Here is a 20,209-nt window from a genome sequence, read left to right as displayed (position 1 = left end):
TCCCCAGGAGGCACCATGCCGTCCCCCACACGTACGAGAGCGATGCTGCTGGCCTCCGGCGCCGCCATCGCCGGCCTGCTGGTCGGCGGGCTCTCCGCGGGCGTCTCGCACGCCGCCGACAACGAGAGCTGTCGCCCCGACGGGCTGTACAAGACGCCCGGAGTCGACGTCCCGTACTGCTCCGTCTACGACTCCGAAGGCCGCGAGAAGATGGGCGCGGACCACCAGCGCCGCGTCATCGGCTACTTCACCGGCTGGCGCACGGGCAAGGACGGCACCCCGGCCTACCTCGCCAACAACGTCCCGTGGTCCAAGGTGACCCACCTGAACTACGCCTTCGCCCACGTCGGCTCGGACAACAGGATCTCGGTCGGTTCGGACGGCCCGAACAACGCCGCCACCGGGATGACCTGGCCGGGGGTGGCGGGCGCCGAGATGGACCCGGCCCTCCCCTACAAGGGCCACTTCAACCTGCTGAACAAGTTCAAGAAGCAGTACCCGAACGTGAAGACGCTCATCTCGGTCGGCGGCTGGGCCGAAACGGGCGGCTACTTCGGCGACGACGGCAACCGCGTGGCCTCGGGCGGCTTCTACTCGATGGCCACCAACGCCGACGGCTCCGTCAACCAGGCGGGCATCGACACCTTCGCGGACTCCTCGGTCGAGTTCGTCCGCAAGTACGGGTTCAACGGCGTCGACATCGACTACGAGTACCCGACGACGATGAAGGACGCGGGCAACCCGCTGGACTGGCAGCTGTCCAACGCCCGTCGGGCCGGGCTGGTCCAGGGCTACGCGGCCCTGATGAAGTCGCTGCGCGAGAAGCTCGACCGCGCGGGCGCCGCCGACGGCAGGCACTACCTGCTGTCCGTCGCCGCCCCCTCCTCCGGCTACCTGCTGCGGGGCATGGAGACGTTCCAGATGCAGAAGTACCTGGACTACGTGAACATCATGTCCTACGACCTGCACGGCGCCTGGAACGAGTACGTCGGTCCCAACGCCTCCCTCTTCGACGACGGCAAGGACGCCGAACTGGCGGCCGCGGGCGTCTACTCCACCTCCCAGTACGGCGGCGTCGGCTACCTGAACACCGACTGGGCCTACCACTACTTCCGCGGCTCCATGCCGTCGGGCCGGATCAACATCGGCCTGCCGTACTACACCCGCGGCTTCAAGAACGTGCAGGGCGGCACCGACGGCCTGTGGGGCAAGGCGGCGGCCACCAGCTGCCCGGCGGGCGCCGGTCTGACCAAGTGCGGTGACGGCGCGGTCGGCATCGACAACCTCTGGCACGACCTGGACGCCAATGGCGTCGAGTCCCCGGCGGGCTCGAACCCGATGTGGCACGCGAAGAACCTGGAGAAGGGCGTCGTCGGCGACTACGTCACCACGTACGGCTTCCCCGCGAACACCACGCTGACCGGCACCTACGCCCGCAAGTACGACTCCACGCTGGTGGCGCCGTGGCTGTGGAACGCGCAGAAGAAGGTCTTCCTGTCGACGGAGGACGAGCAGTCCGTCGCCGCCAAGGCCGACTACGTCGTGGACAAGGGCATCGGCGGCACGATGGTCTGGGAGCTGGCGGGCGACTACGCGTACAACGCGGCCAAGGGCCAGTACGAAATGGGCTCCACCCTCACTTCGCTGATGTACGACAAGTTCAAGGCGGCCTCCCCCTACGGCGCGAAGAAGGCCGGGAGCACACTGCCCACCCAGGCGGTGGACATCAAGACGGAGTTCACGGACTTCAAGCTGGGCGACTCCAACTACCCGATCACCCCGAAGCTGAAGATCACCAACAACACGAAGACCACCCTGCCCGGCGGCACCGAGTTCCAGTTCGACTACGGCACCTCGGCCCCGGCCAACGCCTCGGACCAGTCCGGCTTCGGCACCAAGGTGATCGCCACCGGCCACTCCGGCGCCAACGTGGGCGGCCTGAAGGGCGACTTCCAGCGGGTCTCGCTGAAGCTCCCGGCCTGGCAGTCGCTGGCCCCCGGCGCCACGGTCGACCTCGCGTTCAACTACTACCTGCCGGTGTCCACGCCGTCCAACTGGACGGTGAACGTCTCCGGCACGACGTACGCCCTCGCCGGCGACCTGGCACGCGGCACCACGGTGACGGAGCCGGGCGGCAGCCAGCCCCCGACCACGCCGCCCACCACGCCGCCGACGACGCCTCCCACCACCCCGCCGACCACGCCCCCGACCACGCCCCCGGGCGGGACCTGCACCAGCCCGGCGTACGTGGCGGGCACGGTCTACACCGGCGGGAGCGTCGTCTCGCACAAGGGCCACACCTGGAAGGCCCAGTGGTGGACGCAGAACGAGGAGCCCGGCACCACCGGCCAGTGGGGCGTCTGGAAGGACCTGGGCGCCTGCTGACCCCCCGCGGGTGAGGTGACGTGAGGACCCGGTGGCCCGGCGGCCACCGGGTCCTCGCACGTCCGGGCCCCTCCCGCGCGCCGGTGTCACATTCCGGCGCCCCGGTCTGTCCCCTGGGAGACAGCACTCCCCCGCGGAAGGACACCCCGAAGATGAGCACGATCCTCGTGACCGGCGGCACCGGAAACCTCGGCTCCCTGGTCGTCACCCTGCTGCGCGACCACGGCCACGAGGTGCGGGCGCTGAGCCGGTCCTCCACCGCCCACCCGGTCGACCTGCGCGACGGACGCGGGCTGGACGCGGCGATGGCGGGCGTCGGGGTGGTCGTCCACTGCGCGACCTCACCGCGCGGGGGCGACGACGTGGCCGCCGGGCACCTGATCGACGCGGCCCGGCGGGCCGGGACCGTCGGCAACCTCGTCTACATCTCGATCGTCGGGGTGGACGTGGTGCCGCTCGGCTACTACCGGACGAAGCTGCGGGTGGAGCGGATGCTGGAGGAGTCCGGGCTGGGGGTGACGATCCTGCGGACCACCCAGTTCCACGACCTGGTGGCGCAGGTGACGGCCTCGATGGCGAGGCTTCCGCTGGTTCCGGTCGTGCCGCTGCCCAAGGGCGTGCGGGTGCAGCCGATCGCGGTCGAGGAGGTCGCGGAACGGCTCGCGGAGCTGGCGGTGCCGGAGCCGGCCGGGCGGGTGCCCGACATGGGCGGGCCGGAGGTCCGCACCCTGGAGGAGTGGGCCCGCGCCTACCTCGCGGCGACGGGGAGCCGGCGGCGGGTGCTCGGCGTACCGCTCGCGGGGCGCGCGTACGGGGCGTGCCGGCGCGGGGGCATCCTGACGCCGCCCGGGCGGGCGGTGGGCCGCGTCACGTTCGACGCGTACCTCTCCCGGCACGAGGACGCCAATCGGGACGAACCCACAGCTAACCGGCCGTAATATATGGCTGGCCGCCCTGCGGTCATGATCCTTGACCTCTCGGCGGAACGGAAGTGGTGGAACATGGGTTTCGGCCTGCGCTGGACCCTGCACGGAGACGGGCGGACCCCCGCCCCTGGCGCGGTGGTGCGGCCGGACGAGCGGCTGTCGTGGCCGCGCACCGCCGGGCTCGGCGCCCAGCACGTGGTCGCGATGTTCGGCGCGAGTTTCGTTTCCCCGGTGCTGATGGGCCTGGACCCGAACCTGGCCATCATGATGTCGGGCATCGCCACCGCCGTCTTCCTGCTCGCGACGCGCGGCCGGGTGCCCTCGTACCTGGGCTGTTCGCTGTCCTTCGTGGGCGTGGCGGCGGCGATCCGGGCCGGCGGCGGGGACAGCGCGGTGGTCACGGGCGCGGTGTTCGTGGTCGGCGCGGCGCTCTTCCTGGCGGGTCTGGCCGTGCAGCGGTTCGGGGCGCGGATCATCCACGCGGCGATGCCGCCGGTGGTGACGGGCGCGGTGGTGATGCTGATCGGGTTCAACCTGGCTCCGGTGACGGCGGCCACGTACTGGCCGCAGGACCAGTGGACGGCCCTGCTGACCATGCTGTTCACCGGGCTGGCGGTGGTGTGCCTGCGCGGGTTCTGGTCGCGGATCGCGATCTTCCTGGGCCTGGTCTTCGGGTACGGGATCTCGTGGGTCTTCGACCTGGTCTTCGGCAAGATCCACTCGCCGGCGGGTGGGACCGAGGCCGTGGACCACTGGCGGCTGGACCTCTCCGGTGTCGGCAAGGCCGACTGGATCGGGCTGCCGTCCCTCCACGGGCCGTCCTTCGAGTGGTCGGCGATCCTGATCGCGCTGCCGGTGGTGATCGCGCTGATCGCCGAGAACGCCGGGCACATCAAGGCCGTCGGCGAGATGACGGGCGACGCGCTCGACGACAAGCTCGGCACCGCCATCGCCGCCGACGGCGCCGCGTCCATGCTGTCCACCGCGGTGGGCGGGCCGCCCAACACCACGTACTCGGAGAACATCGGCGTCATGGCCGCCACCCGGGTCTACTCCACGGCGGCCTACTGGGCGGCGGCCGGTTTCGCGCTGCTCTTCGGCCTGTGCCCCAAGTTCGGCGCGGTCGTCGCCGCGATCCCCGGCGGGGTGCTGGGCGGCATCACCGTGATCCTGTACGGCATGATCGGCCTGCTCGGCGCGCAGATCTGGCTGAACGGGCGGGTGGACCTGCGCAATCCGCTGAACCTGGTCCCGGCCGCCGCCGGCATCATCATCGGCGTCGGCGGGGTCAAGCTGCACTTCAGCGACAGCTTCGAACTGGGCGGCATCGCGCTCGGCACGATCGTTGTGATCACCGGCTACCACGCGCTGCGCTACTTCGCGCCGGAGCACCTCAAGCGCCAGGAGCCGCTGCTGGACTCGGGCACCTCCGCATACGACGAGGGCACCGGGGAGCCCCTGGACAAGCGGGGTTGACGGCGCTTCGCCCGAACCGGCGAAGCCTACGGCCAAGTTCCCCGCGCCGGCCGCCGCGGCTGTGACGCTGTCCTCCATGGAAGCGGTACTCGCGCGGATGCGCGTCCTCGACGAGCGGCTGCCGGCGCAGGACGGCGTGGCCGTCTTCAACCGGGTCTACCTGACCGTGACGCAGAGCCTGCACGAGCGGATCGAGCACGGGGGCTTCCCCGAGCCCCGGCGGGCCGAGACGCTGAGCGTGCGGTTCGCGGAGCGGTACCTGGCGGCCGTGGAGTCGGACCGGGCGCCGGCCTGCTGGCGCCCGCTCCTGCAGTACCGCCGCCACCCGGGGGTGCGCCCGCTCCAGCACGCCCTGGCCGGGATCAACGCCCACATCGGGCACGACCTGGCCCTGGCGGTGGTGTCCACCTGCCGGGTGCTGGACTGCGCCCCGGCGGCCCTGGAGGCCGACTTCCACCGGGTCGGCGACACCCTGGTCTCCCTGGAGGAACGCATCCGGGAGGACCTGATGCCGGGCCCCGACCTCCTGGAGATCGCCGACCCCCTGACCCACCTCCTGGGCTCCTGGAGCCTGGAACGCGCCCGCGCCGGAGCCTGGGCGGCGGCCCGCCTCCTGTGGACCCTGCGCCGCTCCCCCGACCTGGCGGAGGAGTTCGAGGAATCCCTGGACGCGGGCGTCGGCCTGGTAGGCCGCTGCCTCCTGACCCCGACGGGCTGAAACCCCGGTGCGGCCGGGGCTCCCGCCTCCCGGGCTCCGGGGCACGGTGGAGTGGGACGGCAGCCCGCGCGGAGGGGCCCGTACCCGGGCATGGGAACGGGCCGCCGCCGCGTGGGGAACGCGGGGGCGGCCCGTGGTCTCGGGTGCCGGAGGGGATCAGTCCTCGGGGAGTTCGACCGGGGCGATCTCGTCGTAGACGTCGCCCGGGCCCGGGTTGGTGGCGTCCGTGGAGCCGCCGAGGTGGTGCATGACGCCCCAGACCGCGTTCAGGGCGGTCTGGACGGCGCCCTCGGCCCAGCCGGCCGTCCAGGAGATGTCGTCGCCCGCGAGGAAGATGCCGCGCTTGTCCTCGGGGAGGCCGTCCTGCATGAAGTGGGTGAACAGGCGCCGCTGGTAGCGGTAGTGGCCCGGCAGGTTCGCCTTGAACGCGCCCATGAAGTAGGGCTCGTTCTCCCAGCTCACGGTCACCGGGTTGCCGATGATGTGGCGGCGGATGTCGACCTTGGGGTAGATCTCGCCGAGGGACTTCAGCATGACCTCCATCCGCTCGTTCGCGGACAGCGGCAGCCACTTCAGGCTGTCGTCGCACCAGGTGTACGAGAGGCAGATGACGGCCGGCCGGTCCGGCCCGTCGTCCAGGAGGTAGGTACCGCGGGTCATGCGGTCGGTGAGGGTCATCGACATGACGTCGCGGCCCGTCTCCTCGTCCTTGTCCAGCCAGAACGGCCGGTCGACGGGGATGAAGAGCTTCGAGCTCTCCATGTAGTGGGTGCGCTCGATCGCCGTCCAGTGGTCGATCGGGAACAGCGTGTCGTCGCAGGCGATCTTGGACAGCAGCATCCAGGACTGCGCGGTGAAGATCGCGGCGCGGTAGGTGCGGATGTCGCCGTTGGCGTCCGTGACGGTGATGCGGTTGCCCGCGGTGCGGTGCAGGCGCGTCACGGCCGGGCGCGGGGCGCCGTCGTGCAGGGAGGACAGCGAGGTGCCCTGGGCCCAGTGGACGATCTTCTCGGGCTCGCGCTCCCACAGGCGCATCGGCAGCTGCTGCGAGCCGCCGACGATGCCGCGGTGGTGGTCGTCGGCCTCGGTGTAGACGACGCGCAGGATCTCCAGGATGGAGTTCGGGAAGTCGGTGTCCCAGCCGCCGGTGCCGAAGCCGACCTGGCCGAAGATCTCGCGCTTGCGGAAGGACTGGAAGGCCTCCGACTCGCACAGGAAGCCGTAGAAGGTCTGGTTGTCGAGCTTCTCGACGAGCTTGGCCCAGATCTCGCGGATGCGCGGGACGTCCCGCTCGCGCATCGCCTGGTTCATGTCGGAGAAGTCGGCGCCCTCGTCGAGGCAGGCGTTCCACGCGGCGGCGACGTCGCGGTAGACCTGCGGGAGGTCGGCGATGGTCTCGGCGTAGTGGGTCTCGCCCTTGAGGTCCACGACCGTCGAGGGGGTGGCCTCGGCGAGCGGGTTCGGGAAGGGCTGGGTCTGCAGGCCCACCAGGTCGATGTAGTGCTGCAGGGCCGTGGAGGAGGGCGGGAAGCGCATGGCGCCCATCTCCGCCGTGAGGCCCTCGGTGCCCGGGCCCTCGAAGCCGACGGTGCGCAGGCGGCCGCCGATCTGGTCGGCCTCGTAGACGACGGGCTTGAGGCCCATCTTCATCAGCTCGTAGGCGGAGATGATGCCGGACAGGCCGCCGCCGATCACGGCGACCTCGGTGCCGTGCTCGGTCGCCGGTATCTGGCCCAGGCCCGCCGGGTGGGCGAGGAAGTCGTCGTACGCGTACGGGAAGTCCGGGCCGAACATGGTGATCGGCGGGAGCTGTCCGTCGCCGTGCGGGACGGCGGTGGTGGGCACCGTGGACGTCATGGGGGTACGTCTCCTTGCGGCAGAGCAGGCAGGGCTGGGCGGGCGGGGTGGTGAAGGGGGGTGCGGGCGGCCCTCAGACGAGGGAGGCGTAGAGCCCGGGACGGCGGTCGCGCAGGTACGGGTTGGTCTCGCGGGAGGCTTCCAGGAGCTCCCCGTCGACCTCGCCGAACACCATTTCCTCGCCGCGGCCGGCGCGGGTGCGGGTGACCCCGTCCGGGCTGGCGAGGCAGCTGAGGCCGACGAACTCGAACTCGCCCTCGGGGCCGGTCCGGTTGACGTACGCGACGTACATCTGGTTCTCGAAGGCCCGTACCGGGACCAGCTGTTCGGCGACGAACTGGAACGGGTGCATCTGCGCGGTCGGGACCAGGAGGAGGTCGGTCCCGGCCAGCGCGTGGGCCCGTACGTTCTCCGGGAACTCCACGTCGTAGCAGATCATGATGCCGACGCGGAGGCCGTTCAGGTCGGCCTGGACGACGGGGACGTCGCCGGGGGTGAAGGCCTCCTGCTCGAAGCAGCCGAACAGATGGGTCTTGCGGTAGTTCGCCAGGCGGGCCCCGTCGGGGCCGACGAGCTGGGCCGAGTTGTAGACGGTGTCGCCCTCGCGCTCGGGGTAGCCGTAGAGCACGGCGATCCCGTGGCGGCGGGCGATGCCGCCGATGGCGTGGGCGGACTCGCCGTCGGCCGGCTCGGCCAGGCCCGCGATCTCCCCGACCTCCAGCGCGTAGCCGGTCAGGTACATCTCCGACGTCACGAGGAGCCCGGCCCCGCCCTGTGCGGCGCGCGCCGCGGCCTCGTCGAGCCGCTTCAGGTTCTCGGCGGTGTCGCCGAGCCGTCCGGAGCTCTGGAGGAGTGCGGTGCGCAGCGGGGGCATGGGCGTACCTCTGTGACAGGTGGGGTGGGGGTCGTAAAACGGTACGTTCGGGCGTTCGATCGGGACAAGCCGTCAGCGTTGCGCTGGCCTCATCGATTCGTTGCGCGTTCTGCCGCCCACCCGGCGATTCGTTGCGCGGGGCCCCGGCGGTGTGGGAACGGGGGGCGGGAAGGGGGTGGTGGGCCGCGGTCGTAAATCCGCTGCTCCCGGGGGCTGCGGGGGCTTACCCTGCCGCCGTGGCCGCAGTCCCGCGCCCGCCGCGCCGGGGTCGAGGGCGGCCGTCCCGAGGAAGGACCCCGCACCGCATGTCCCACGAGAATCGCGCCGCCCCGCTGGACAACCCGGTGTGGGCCGCGCTGACCGGCCCGCACCGCGCCTTCGCCGAGTACTCCGGGAGCGGGGCCGCCCGCTACCTGCCCGCGGCGAACCCCTTCGCGGCCGTCGCCGACCCGGCGGACCCGGCCGCCTGGGCGGACCTGGCCGCGCTGGTGGGGCCGGGGCGGGAGGTGTGGCTGACCGGTCTGCCGACCCCGCCGGCCGGCTGGGAGACCGTACGGCGCATCCCGGGCGTGCAGCTGGACGGTTCGGCGGTACGGGCCGAGGCCGCACCGGAGGCGGTGCGGCTCGGGCCGGACGACGTGGCGGAGATGACGGCGCTGGTGGAGCTGACCGAGCCGGGCCCCTTCCTGCCGCGCACCGTCGAGCTGGGCACCTACCTGGGGATCCGCCGGGAGGGCCGGCTGGTGGCGATGGCCGGGGAGCGGATGCGGCCGCCGGGCTGGACGGAGATCAGCGCGGTGTGCACCCACCCGGACCACCGCGGCCGGGGGCTGGCGGCGCTGCTGGTGCGGGCGGTGGCGGCGGGGATCCGCGAGCGCGGGGACGTGCCGTTCCTGCACGCGGCCGCCGACAACACGAACGCGATCCGGCTGTACGAGTCGATGGGCTTCGCGCTGCGCCGGGAGCCGGTCTTCATCGGGCTGCGGACGCCCGGGACGTCGGAGGACCGCGCGTAGCACGGTTTAACACGCGGTTCATTGAGTGCCGACCGGGCCTCCCGTAGCGTCGGCGGAGACGGGGGCTGGGGCAGGGGGCCGGACGGCCGAGGCGATGAACACGCGGATCAGCGGCCGTCCGGCCCTCCGCCCGGCCCCCGTCCCCGTGGCCGTGGCCGTGTGTCGCCCCGGCTCCCCGATCCCCCGGTCCGTCCGCGGGTCCCCTTCAGGCTCCCCTCTCGGCCCAGGCGCGGGCGAACAGCTCGTGCGGCGGGACGGGTGCCGGCAGGCGCAGCAGGGGCAGGTGGAGGGTCGTGCCCGAGGCGGACGCCAGGTGCGCGTCCAGCTTCGCCGTCTCCACGGGCAGGTGCGGGGCCGTGGCCCGCGTCCAAGCGCCGGGCACGAACAGGGTCCGGCCCGCGCGGGCCCGCTGGTCGCTCACCACGGCACCGGTCGCCAGCAGCTCCGCCCGGGCCGCCTTGTGCCGGGCGGCGGTCCAGCCGTTCCAGCGGCGGACGGCCCGGTCGGTGGGGCGGGCGAGGGCCAGCAGCTGGAGGTGGAGGGCGGCTGCGTCCGTACCGGTCCCGAGGGCCGCGGCGACGTCGGCGACCAGCTCCGGGGCGCTGAGCGCGGGATTCGCCTCGTAGCCGCCCTCGGGCACCGGGGTGCCGGCGGCGCGGGCGGCCAGCCGGTCCAGGCTGGCCAGGAGGTCGCGGTGGCGGCGCAGGACGGTCGCCAGGTGGCCCTCCCGGACGGTGGCGGCGATCCGCTCGGCCCGCGCCCTCCGCTCCGGGTCGGCGAGGGCGGCGACGCGCAGGAAGGCGTCCCCGCCGGGGACGGCCACCACGAGCAGCCCGTCGTCCAGGGCGGTGGAGGAGCCTGGGGCTCCTTCCCGCAACGGCTCCGGGCAGGGCAGGACGGTCCCCGCGTACGGGGTGAACGCCGGGTCGGTCGCGGCGATGGCGGCCGGCTCCTCGAAGAAGCCGCCGAGCGGGACGAGCGCGTCCGGGCCGTGCCGCAGGGCTCGCAGCCGCTCGTACAGGGCCAGGGCGCCCCGCGCGGCCGGGTCCCCGACGGGCCGCTCGGTCAGGGCCCAGGCGACGGCCGGAGACGACGGCGCCCCCGCCGGGTGGGCGGGGGCGTGGCCGTTACGCGGGTGCGCCGGAGGTGAAGCGGCGCAGCAGCGGCGAGAGGACGAGGACGGACTTGGTCCGTTCGACGAAGGGCTCGCCCGCGATGCGTTCCAGGACCCGCTCGAAGTGGCGCATGTCCGAGGCGAAGACCTGGACGAGGGCGTCCGCGTCGCCGGTGACGGTCGACGCGGACACCACCTCGGGGTACCGCTCCAGCCCTCGCCGGATGTCGTCCGGCGAGGTGTTGTGGCGACAGTAGATCTCGATGAAGCCCTCGGTCTCCCAGCCCATGGCCGCCGGGTCCACGCGGACGGTGAATCCGGTGATGGCGCCTTCGGCGCGCAGCCGGTCCACGCGGCGCTTGACGGCGGGGGCGGAGAGGCCCACCTCGGAGCCGATGTCGGCGTAGGAGCGTCGGGCGTCCTCGGCGAGGGCGTGCACGATGCGTTCGTCGAGATCGTTCAGTCGCACTGCGGATGGATCACATTTCTGCTGTGGCCACTTCTTCCGTGGCCAGGCGGGAGCGGCGGATGCCGTAGGTGAAGTAGACCACGAGGCCGACGGCCATCCAGCCACCGAAGACGACCCACGTCGGCAGATCGAGGCTGAACATCATGTAGGCGCAGGCGAGGAAGCCCAGGATCGGCGTGACCGGGAACAGGGCCACCTTGAAGGTGCGCGGCATGTCGGGCTTGCTGTAGCGCAGGATGATCACGGCGATGTTGACCAGGCCGAAGGCGAAGAGGGTGCCGATGCTGGTGGCGTCGGCGAGCTTGCCCAGCGGGATGAAGGCCGCGAGGACGCCACAGAAGAGGGAGACGATGACGACGTTGGCGCGGGGGGCGCCGGTCTTCTCGTCGACCTTGGCGAAGACCTTGGGGACGAGGCCGTCGCGGGACATCGCGAAGAGGATGCGGGTCTGGCCGTAGAGGACGGCGAAGACCACGGAGAAGATCGCGATCACGGCGCCGGCGGCGAGGACGACGCCCCAGACGCTGGTGCCGGTGACATCGGTCATGATCTGGGCGAGCGCGGCCTCGGTGCCCTCGAAGTCCTGCCACGGCATGGCGCCGACGGCGACGAAGGCGACGAGAACGTAGAGGACGGTGACGATGCCCAGCGAGAGCATGATCGCGCGCGGCAGGTCCTTCTTCGGGTTCTTGGCCTCTTCACCGGCGGTGGAGGCGGCGTCGAAGCCGATGTAGGAGAAGAACAGGGTGGAGGCGGCGGCGCTGATGCCGGTGACGCCGAGCGGGGCGAGCGGCGTGTAGTTGCCGGACTTGATGCCCATGACGCCGATGCCGATGAAGAGCAGCAGCGTGACGATCTTCACCGCGACCATGATCGAGTTGACCGTGGCGCTCTCCTTGGCGCCGCGCATCAGGAAGACCATGGAGAGGAGGACGACGACCAGCGCGGGCAGGTTGATGACCCCGCCGTCGCCCAGCGGGGCGGAAATGGCGCCGGGGATGGTGACCCCGATGGTCCCGTCGAGGAGCTCGTTGAGGTACTGGCCCCAGCCGACGGCGACGGCCGCGACGGAGACGGCGTACTCCAGGACCAGGCACCAGCCGCAGATCCAGGCTATGAGCTCGCCCATGGTGGCGTACGCGTAGCTGTACGAGGAGCCGGAGACCGGGACGGAGCCGGCCAGCTCGGCGTAGGAGAGGGCCGAGAACAGGGCGGTGAGGCCCGCGATCACGAAGGAGATCGTCACGGCGGGGCCGGCCTTGGGGGCGGCGGTGCCGAGGACGACGAAGATGCCGGTGCCCAGGGTGGCACCGATGCTGATCATGGTCAGCTGCCACATGGTGAGCGAGCGGCGCAGCGAGCCGCCCTCGCCCTGGCCGCCCTCGGCGACGAGCCGCTCGACCGGCTTGCGGCGCAGCAGCGGGTTCACGGGCTTGCGCGTCTCCGGGGAGAGCGGGGGTGCCTGGCCCTGATCGAGCACGAGGGGACTCCTTTGACACTGCGGATGGGGACGGTTCGGGCGTCGACCGCAGCGGTCCGGGCAGGACACAGACGGGAGTCTGGGCATGGGGGGACCGCCGAGCAGGCGGTCCGCGCCACTCCACGTACAGGGGGTGAGCCTACGAGCTGAGTGATACCGCCCGTAATGCACCATCCTTGCACATTGGCGCACGATCGTTGCGCGGATCTGTCCCGGATGGCCCTTTGTTGCACGCGGATGATCGATCAGTGCGCGACCGCCTCCCCGGGTCGTCCTTGACAGCCCGTCAGAATTCCCGCAGCGTGCCGCCATGGACGCCGACAGCACGGCCACGGCCTGGCTCGATCCGGGCCCCTTCCTGCGCGGGATCGCCTGGCTGGACCGGGACCGGCCGGTCCGGGCCGACCCTGCCGACACCCAGCGGCTGCCCTGGGACACCGGCGAACGGGCCACCCTGCCGATCGGGGTCCGCCTGGAGTTCCTGTCCCAGGGGGCGCACGCGGTGGAGATCCACTACCGGGCCGCCGTCCCCGGCCCCACGGACGCCCTGCGCGACCTCGCCCACGGCTTCTCCCTCTGGGACCGCCACGGGATGGTCCGCGAGGTCTTCACCGACCCCGCCGCCGAGGCCGTCGTACGCGTCCCCCTGCCCGGCGGCCCCGGTCCCTTCACCGTCCACCCGCCCGAGGCGCAGTCCCCGCGGATCCTGGGGGTGCGCGGGGTCGGCGGGGACCTCGCCCCCGCGCCGCCCGCCCCGCGGTGGGTGGTGCACGGCGACTCGATCACCGAGGGCTGGTGGTCCACCCGTCCCGCCCACGGCTGGGCCGCCGTCGCCGGACGGGCGCTCGGCTGGGACACCGTGAACCTCGGGTACGCGGGCGCCGCGCGCGGGGAGCTGGCCACCGCCGAGCAGCTGGCGGCCCTCCCCGCGGACGCCCTGACCCTCGCCTTCGGAACCAACTGCTGGACCCGCGTCCCCTACACGGCCACCCTGCTGTACGAGACCACCCGCGTCTTCCTCGACCTGGTCCGCCAGGGCCACCCCCGGACCCCGCTCCTGCTGGTCTCCCCCGTACTGCGCCCCGACGCCGAACGCGCCCCGAACCGGCTCGGCGCCACCCTGGGCGCCCTGCGCGACGCGATGGAGCGGGCCACCCGGGACCGGATCGCCGCCGGGGACGCACGGCTCGCCCTGCTCCCGGGGCGGGACCTGCTGGGGCCCGAGCACCTCGCGGACGGGCTGCACCCCAACGACGCCGGACACCGGATCCTCGGCCTCGCTGTGGTCACGGCCATGCGGCGGGCCGGGTTCGACGGCGGGTGAGTGAAACACGCCATACCGCCCCCGGTGAACGTCGCGCTCCTGCGGGCCCGTGTTCCGCACGAGTTGACGGGTCCGGGGGCGAACGACCCCCGGACCCGGCGGGAACACACACGGGAGAGATCACCATGGGCATCAAGCGCGGAACCACCCTGGCCGCGGTCGCGGTCGTCGTCGTGCTGGCGGCGACCGCCTGCAACGGGGACGACAAGGCCGACAAGGCCGACGCGGCCAAGCCTGCCGGGGCCGCCGCCGCCGCTCCCGCCGCCGACCCCTACGCGGGCGGCGGGGCCGCCGGGGACGCCGGCGCCAAACCGGGCGGTGCGCTCGCCGTCGCCACCACCGACAAGCTCGGGCCGGTACTGACCGACAGCGCCGGGTTCACCCTGTACCGCTTCGACAAGGACACCGCCAAGCCCCCGGCCTCGAACTGCGACGGCGACTGCGCCAAGGCCTGGCCGGTGGTGCCGGCCGGCGACGCGAGCGCCGCCGCGGGCATGGACCCGTCCGTCCTCGGCGAGGTGGTCCGCAAGGACGGCACCAAGCAGCTGACCGTGGCCGGCTGGCCCGCGTACCGCTACGCCAAGGACACCAAGGCGGGCGAGCTGAACGGCCAGGGCGTCGGCGGCACCTGGTTCGCCCTCGCCCCCGACGGCAAGAAGGCGGCCAAGGGCGCGGCCCCCGCTCCGGCCGGCGCCCCCGGCAAGGCGGCCGGCGCCCTGACGGTGGCCGAGGACCCGAAGCTCGGCGCGCACGTCGTCGACGGCAACGGCATGACCGTCTACCGGTTCAAGCCCGACACCGCCTGGCCGATGGTCTCCAAGTGCACCGGCGACTGCCTGGCCAAGTGGCCGGCCGTCCCGCCGTCGGAGCGCGGGAACGGAATCGCCGAGAAGAACTACCTGGTCCTCGACCGCCCCGACGGCGGCAAGCAGCAGACCGTCAACTGCTGGCCCGTCTACACCTTCACCGGCGACAAGAAGCCCGGCGACACCAACGGCCAGGGCGTGGGCGGGACCTGGTACGCCGTCGCCCCCGACGGCAAGCTCCTCGGCGCCCAGTAGCCCCGGAGCTCTCGCGGATCCCCCCACGCACCGGCCGCACGGCCCCCGCCCTCCTCCCCCCGGGCGGGGGCCGTGCCTAGACTCGGCCCATGCTGCGCGTACTGGCCGTCGACGACGAGTTGCCCCTGCTGGAGGAACTGCTGTACCTGCTGCGCTCCGACGACCGGGTGCTCAGCGCGGAGGGCGCCTCGGACGCCACCGAGGCACTGCGCCGGATCACCCGGGCCGTGGAGAGCGGCCCCGACGGACCCGACGCCATCGACGTGGTCTTCCTGGACATCCAGATGGCCGGGCTGACCGGACTGGACGTCGCCCGGCTGCTGGCCGGGTTCGCGCGGCCGCCGCTGATCGTGTTCGTCACCGCCCACGAGGGCTTCGCCGTCCAGGCCTTCGACCTCAAGGCGGTGGACTACGTCCTCAAGCCCGTCCGGCCGGAGCGGCTGGCCGAGGCCGTACGCCGGGCCCGGGCGCTGCTCGGCGACCCCCGGGGGACGGCGCACCCGGCGGCGGCCGCCGAGCCGCCGCGGACCGTCCCGGTGCGGCGGGGGCCCGCCCCCGAGGAGGGCGCCGCCGAGCGGGGGCCGGAGCAGATCGCCGTCGAACTGGGCGGCGTCACCCGGTTCGTGGCCATCGCGGACATCGCGTACGTCGAGGCCCAGGGCGACTACGCCCGGCTGCACACCGACGGCGGCAGCCACCTGGTGCGCATCCCGCTGTCCACGCTGGAGGAACGCTGGGCGGCCCGCGGGTTCGTCCGCATCCACCGCCGCCACCTGGTGGCGCTGGGCCGGATAGACGAACTCCGGGTGGACGCGGGCACCACCAGCGTCCGAGTCGGCTCGGCCGAACTCCAGGTCAGCCGCCGCCACGCCCGCCAGCTCCGCGACCTGCTGATGCGCCAGGCGACGGGGTAGGGCCCGGGCCGAGGGGGGCAAAAGCCGCTCCGGTGGCGCGTCGTGCCGGGATGCGGTAGGCACCGGGAGGGCGCATGCTGGAGAGGGCTGTCGAACGGACCGTTCGCGGCCGAGACGACCTCACGCCGACCACCGCGCCGTAGCGCCACGCCCCCGCGGCGGAGCACGACTCGCGGAGGAGGACATGACGCGCACCGGCCCGACCGCCCGGGACGGGCGGTCCCTGATCACGGCGGGCTGACCCCGTGGCCGCCCCCGGCACGAAACCCGACAGCGGTCTCTCCTCGGGACTGCTCTCCACCGTGGCCCAGGTGCTGGGACCGGACGGCGGCGTGGTCGGCGCGGGCTTCCTGCTCTCCGAGGACGTCCTGGTCACTTGTGCGCACGTCGTGCGCGCTGCCGGCTCGCGGCCGGGTGGGGACGTACGTCTGGACTTCCCCCGCACTCCCGGGGCGCCCCGTCTGGAAGGCCGCGTCCTGGAGGAGGCATGGCGTGCTCCCGAGGGCGAGGACGTGGCCATCGTGCGGCTGCGCGGCACCTCCGAAGGCATGGAGGGGTTGCCGACGGGCACGGCGGCGGGCTGCCGGGGCCACCCGGTGCGCTCGTTCGGATTCCCCGCCCAGGCCCCGCCGGGAGGCCACTTCGGCTTCGGGGTGGCCGGTGATCTGCTGCCGGCGGCCGACGGACGGAACGCGTACCTGCAGCTCACCAGTGCCAACGACCTGACCACCGGCTTCAGCGGCGGTCCGGTCGTCGACGAGGTCACGGGCCTGGTCATCGGCATGCTCACCGAGATCACCGCACCGGACGAGTACGAGCGGGGGCAGGGCATCGCCTACGTCACTCCCACGCAGGTACTGCGGGAGGTGTGGCCCGAGCTGGCCGAGCAGGAAGTGTGCCCCTACCAGGGCCTGGAGCGGTTCACCGCCGAGCAGGCCCAGTGGTTCGAAGGCCGCGGAGAGGCCGTGCGGCAGGTGCTGGCGAACCTGGCTCAGCAGCAGCGGCTCACGCTGCTGCTCGGGCCCTCCGGTTCGGGCAAGTCCTCACTGGTCGAGGCGGGTGTCCTGCCCGCCCTGGCCGCGGGGGAACTGCCACAGAGCGACCGGTGGCTGCCCGTGGTCGCCCGGCCCAGACAGGACCTGCTGGCCGAGCTCGAACGGGCCGGGCTGCCCGGGGCCGCCACCGAGGGGATCGCCGCAGCCGTCACCCGCAGGCTCGCGGCCGAGCCCTTCCACTGGCGTGTCGTCCTGGTCGTCGACCAGTTCGAGGAGCTCCTCGCCCAGTCCGAGAACGGGCCGCAGCACGAGCGCCGCCTCGCGGCCACGAACGAGATCACCGCGGCGGTCAAGTCACCTGCCGAACTGAGCGTGATCCTGATCATGCGGGACGACTTCTACCCACAGCTGGCCGCCCTGGCCCGCATGTTCGAGGCAGCCGTGCCAGGACTGCTCAACGTACCGGGCGCCCTGAGCCAGCGGGACCTGCACGACATCATCACCCTGCCGGCCGGGCGCATGGGGGCCCGCTTCCAGCCCGGCCTGCCCGAGCAGATCATCAACGACGTCCTGGCCACCACCCCCGGGGGCACGGCGTCCCGCGAGGCACCGGTAACGGTGCTGCCCCTGCTGGAGCTGGCGCTCAGTCAGCTGTGGGAGAGGCGTCAGGACGGCTACCTCACCCACGACGCGTACCGGCGCATCGGCGGTGTCACCGGCAGCCTGACCACATGGTGCGACACGGCCATGGAGCAGCTGCCGCCCGAGCGCCGCCCGATCGCACAGCGGATCCTCACCTCGCTGGTGCGGCCCGCCGACCTGTCCCACCACATTCCCGCCATTCGCGAGCAGGTCCCCCTGCACGAGCTGCGCGACCTGGCGGCCGACCCCGGCGCCGGGCCCTGCGACGAGGGGTTCGACGAGGTACTGGCCGCCCTCACCCGTCACCGCATCATCACCACGCACACCCCTCTCGATCCCGGGAACCCGGACGCTCCCGCGGGACCGCCGGCCGCCGAACTGATCCACGACGCGCTCATCCAGGACTGGGGCACGCTGCGCGAGTGGGTCGGTCAGGACCACCGCTTCCAGGAGTGGTTCGACCACACCCGCGACCGGCGCGCCCGCTGGGCCGCCGGCAAGGACCCGGGGGACCTGCTGGGAGGAACGGCCCTCGCGGAGGGCCTGGACTGGTCCCGGCAGCGGCACCTGCCCGGTGAGATCGCGGACTTCCTGACCGCGAGCCGGGAGCGCCAGCAGGCCGCCATCCGGCGCAGCAGACGCCTGAACATGATCCTGGCCGGCCTGCTCGCCCTCGCGCTGGTCGCAGTGGGAGGCACCATCTGGCAGTGGCGGACGACCGTCACCCAACGGCAGGAGGCCCTGTCCCGGCAGCTCGCCACCCGGTCCGAGACGCTCCTCGGCGCGAACGCCGACCTCGCGGCGCTGCTGGCCGTACGGTCGTACCGCATCGACCACACCTCCGAGGCCGTCGAAAGCCTGGAGCGCAGCACGGCCAGCCCGCTGCGGCAGGTTCTGCGCGGCCACGACGAGGTGGCAACGGTGGCGTTCAGCCCCGACGGGCGCACGCTCGCGAGCGGGAGCTCCGACCAGTCGGTGCTGCTGTGGGACGTCGCCACCGGCAAGGCCCGGGCCCCGCTCACCGGGCACGCGAAAGGAGTGGAATCGGTGGCGTTCAGCCCGGACGGACACACCCTGGCCAGCAGCAGCGACGACATGACCGTCCGGTTGTGGGACACGGCCACCGGAAGGGCTCGCGCCACTCTCTCCGGTCACACGGGGGAGGTGTACGCGGTGGCCTTCAGCCCCGACGGACACACCCTGGCCACCGGCAGCGCCGACCACACGGTGCGCCTGTGGGACACGGCCACCGGCACCACCCGTGCCACGCTCACGGGCCACACGGACGAGGTGTACGCAGTGGCCTTCAGCCCCGACGGACACACCCTGGCCACCGGCGGCTTGGACGACACCGCACGCCTGTGGGACACGGCCACCGGCACCACCCGTGCCACGCTCACGGGCCACACGGACGACGTGTACACGGTGGCCTTCAGCCCCGATGGACACACCCTGGCCACCGGCAGCTTCGACGACACGGTGCACCTGTGGAACACGGCCACCGGCACCACCCGTGCCACGCTCGTCGAACACACCGGTGCGGTGGCGTCGGTGGCCTTCAGCCCCGACGGCCGCACCCTGGCCACCGGCAGCTACGACCACACCGTGGACCTGTGGGACCCGGAGACCGGCACGCTCCGCAGTACGCTCACGGGGCACACCGGCGCGGTGACCCTGGTGGCGTTCAGCCCCGACGGGCGTACCCTCGCCACCAGCAGCGAGGACAAGACCGTACGGCTGTGGGACATGGCCGCCGATGAGAGCCGTCCCGCGCTGACGGGCCACACCGACGCGGTGAATTCGGTGGCGTTCAGCCCGGACGGACGGACCCTCGCCACCGGCAGCGTCGACAAGACCGTACGGCTGTGGGACACGGCCACCGGCAAGTTGCTCCGCACGCTCACAGGCCACAAGGACTGGGTGGGCACGGTGGCGTTCAGCCCCGACGGGCGGATCCTCGCCAGCGCCGGCGGCGACAAGACCGTACGGCTGTGGGACACGGCCACCGGCAGGTTGCTCCGCACGCTCACGGGCCATGGGGACGCGGTGCAGTCCCTGGCGTTCAGCCCCGACGGGCAGACCCTGGCCACCGCGAGCGACGACAAGACCGTACAGCTGTGGGACACGGCCACCGGCAAACGCGGCAACGCGAGCACGGCCTACACGGACTGGGTGTACGCGGTGGCGTTCGGACCCGACGGACACACGCTCGCCATCGCCGGAACCAGCAGCACCGAAAAGGGCAACAACACGGTACGGCTGTGGGACACGGTCACCGGCATCACCCACACCACGCTGACGGACCACTCCGCAGCGGTGACCTCGGTGGCGTTCAGCCCCGACGGGCGCGAGATCGCCACAGGCAGCGAGGACCACACCGTGCGGGTGTGGAGCGTGGCGACCGGCAAGACCCTGCGCCCGATGTACGGCCACAACTACGCGGTGCGCGCGGTGGCGTTCAGCCCCGACGGACGCACGATCGCCAGTGGGGGCGACGACTGGAAGGTCCTGTTGTGGGACGCGGCCACCGGCACGATGCGCCGGACCCTCACCGGCCACGCCGGCGCGGTACGGTCGGTCGCCTTCAGCCCCGACGGGCGCACCCTCGCCACCGCCGGCGCCGACGGCACCGTGCAATTGCGGGACCTCGACTTCCGGCCCGAGGCGGCGATCGGCCACATCTGCCATGCCGTCAACCGTGACCTCACCGCGCAGGAGCGGGCGGAGTTCCTGCCCGGCCACGCCGACGGCGCAGTCTGCCCCTCCCACTGATTCCGGGCCCCGTGCGCCCCGGCCGCGTCACCGGCTCACGCCCCCGCGCCCGGGTGACCGTCCGGCGTACCAAGGCGCCGTTCGTCGCTCGGGGAGGGGCGTACGGCGATGCACCGGGCCCGTCGGCCGCAGCGGGCGGGCGCTGCGGCCCGCCGCCGCCCGGGCCGCCGTATCGTGGATCTTCCG

At 72.8% G+C, this 20,209-nt stretch carries 14 protein-coding genes; 9 read left to right on the top strand and 5 right to left on the bottom strand.

Going from position 1 to position 20,209, the window contains the following annotated elements:
* Positions 1–15: 15 nt before the first annotated feature.
* The 4 genes from ACZ5NJ_RS28200 (at position 16) to ACZ5NJ_RS28185 (ending at position 5,505) form a co-directional block, all read left to right on the top strand.
* On the top strand, positions 16–2,385 hold the full coding sequence (locus ACZ5NJ_RS28200; RefSeq protein ID WP_468768310.1) for a chitinase C-terminal domain-containing protein: 2,370 nt from the start codon (positions 16–18) through the stop codon (positions 2,383–2,385).
* A gap of 152 nt (positions 2,386–2,537) precedes the next feature.
* Entirely contained in the window at positions 2,538–3,323 is a 786-nt protein-coding gene (locus ACZ5NJ_RS28195) for an SDR family oxidoreductase (protein WP_468768302.1), read from the top strand.
* 63 nt (positions 3,324–3,386) lie between these two features.
* The gene (locus ACZ5NJ_RS28190; RefSeq protein WP_468768392.1) at positions 3,387–4,787 is read left to right on the top strand and encodes a uracil-xanthine permease family protein; all 1,401 of its coding nucleotides are present in this window, start codon (positions 3,387–3,389) and stop codon (positions 4,785–4,787) included.
* A 76-nt stretch (positions 4,788–4,863) separates the two neighbouring features.
* Positions 4,864–5,505 carry a DUF5995 family protein gene (locus tag ACZ5NJ_RS28185; RefSeq protein WP_468768300.1) on the top strand — a complete coding sequence of 214 codons (642 nt, stop codon included), beginning with the start codon at positions 4,864–4,866 and terminating at the stop codon, positions 5,503–5,505.
* A 156-nt stretch (positions 5,506–5,661) separates the two neighbouring features.
* On the opposite strand, the gene ACZ5NJ_RS28180 is transcribed toward ACZ5NJ_RS28185, so the two are convergent.
* Positions 5,662–7,362 carry a flavin monoamine oxidase family protein gene (locus ACZ5NJ_RS28180; protein ID WP_468768298.1) on the bottom strand — a complete coding sequence of 567 codons (1,701 nt, stop codon included), beginning with the start codon at positions 7,360–7,362 and terminating at the stop codon, positions 5,662–5,664.
* A gap of 73 nt (positions 7,363–7,435) precedes the next feature.
* Positions 7,436–8,236 (bottom strand): carbon-nitrogen hydrolase family protein, encoded by an 801-nt coding sequence (locus tag ACZ5NJ_RS28175; protein ID WP_468768296.1) that lies wholly within the window; start codon positions 8,234–8,236, stop codon positions 7,436–7,438.
* 305 nt (positions 8,237–8,541) lie between these two features.
* On the opposite strand from ACZ5NJ_RS28175, the gene ACZ5NJ_RS28170 reads away from it, so the two are divergent.
* The gene (locus ACZ5NJ_RS28170; protein ID WP_468768294.1) at positions 8,542–9,252 is read left to right on the top strand and encodes a GNAT family N-acetyltransferase; all 711 of its coding nucleotides are present in this window, start codon (positions 8,542–8,544) and stop codon (positions 9,250–9,252) included.
* Between the two features lie 205 nt (positions 9,253–9,457).
* Here ACZ5NJ_RS28170 and ACZ5NJ_RS28165 read toward each other — a convergent pair whose 3' ends face one another.
* The 3 genes from ACZ5NJ_RS28165 to ACZ5NJ_RS28155 form a co-directional block, all read right to left on the bottom strand.
* Positions 9,458–10,129, bottom strand: a complete 672-nt coding sequence (locus ACZ5NJ_RS28165; RefSeq protein WP_468768291.1) for a hypothetical protein — start codon at positions 10,127–10,129, stop codon at positions 9,458–9,460.
* A 250-nt stretch (positions 10,130–10,379) separates the two neighbouring features.
* Entirely contained in the window at positions 10,380–10,835 is a 456-nt protein-coding gene (locus ACZ5NJ_RS28160) for an Lrp/AsnC family transcriptional regulator (protein ID WP_007262967.1), read from the bottom strand.
* 10 nt (positions 10,836–10,845) lie between these two features.
* Complete coding sequence (locus ACZ5NJ_RS28155) at positions 10,846–12,315, bottom strand: amino acid permease (protein ID WP_468768289.1); 1,470 nt, start codon at positions 12,313–12,315, stop codon at positions 10,846–10,848.
* Positions 12,316–12,625: 310 nt separating this feature from the next.
* Here ACZ5NJ_RS28155 and ACZ5NJ_RS28150 point away from each other — a divergent pair, with 310 nt between their 5' ends.
* The 4 genes from ACZ5NJ_RS28150 to ACZ5NJ_RS28135 all read left to right on the top strand — a co-directional run bounded on the left by ACZ5NJ_RS28150 (position 12,626) and on the right by ACZ5NJ_RS28135 (position 20,023).
* Entirely contained in the window at positions 12,626–13,639 is a 1,014-nt protein-coding gene (locus tag ACZ5NJ_RS28150) for a GDSL-type esterase/lipase family protein (protein ID WP_468768287.1), read from the top strand.
* A 125-nt stretch (positions 13,640–13,764) separates the two neighbouring features.
* Positions 13,765–14,700 (top strand): SCO0930 family lipoprotein, encoded by a 936-nt coding sequence (locus ACZ5NJ_RS28145; RefSeq protein WP_468768285.1) that lies wholly within the window; start codon positions 13,765–13,767, stop codon positions 14,698–14,700.
* Between the two features lie 89 nt (positions 14,701–14,789).
* Positions 14,790–15,614, top strand: a complete 825-nt coding sequence (locus tag ACZ5NJ_RS28140; RefSeq protein WP_468768281.1) for a LytR/AlgR family response regulator transcription factor — start codon at positions 14,790–14,792, stop codon at positions 15,612–15,614.
* Positions 15,615–15,859: 245 nt separating this feature from the next.
* Complete coding sequence (locus ACZ5NJ_RS28135; protein WP_468768279.1) at positions 15,860–20,023, top strand: nSTAND1 domain-containing NTPase; 4,164 nt, start codon at positions 15,860–15,862, stop codon at positions 20,021–20,023.
* The last annotated feature ends 186 nt before the right edge of the window (positions 20,024–20,209 follow it).

This window comes from Streptomyces sp. NPDC032091, assembly GCF_055580265.1.
The sequence above is the reverse complement of the archived record's forward strand: the minus strand, read 5'-3'. Positions and strand labels throughout refer to the sequence as shown.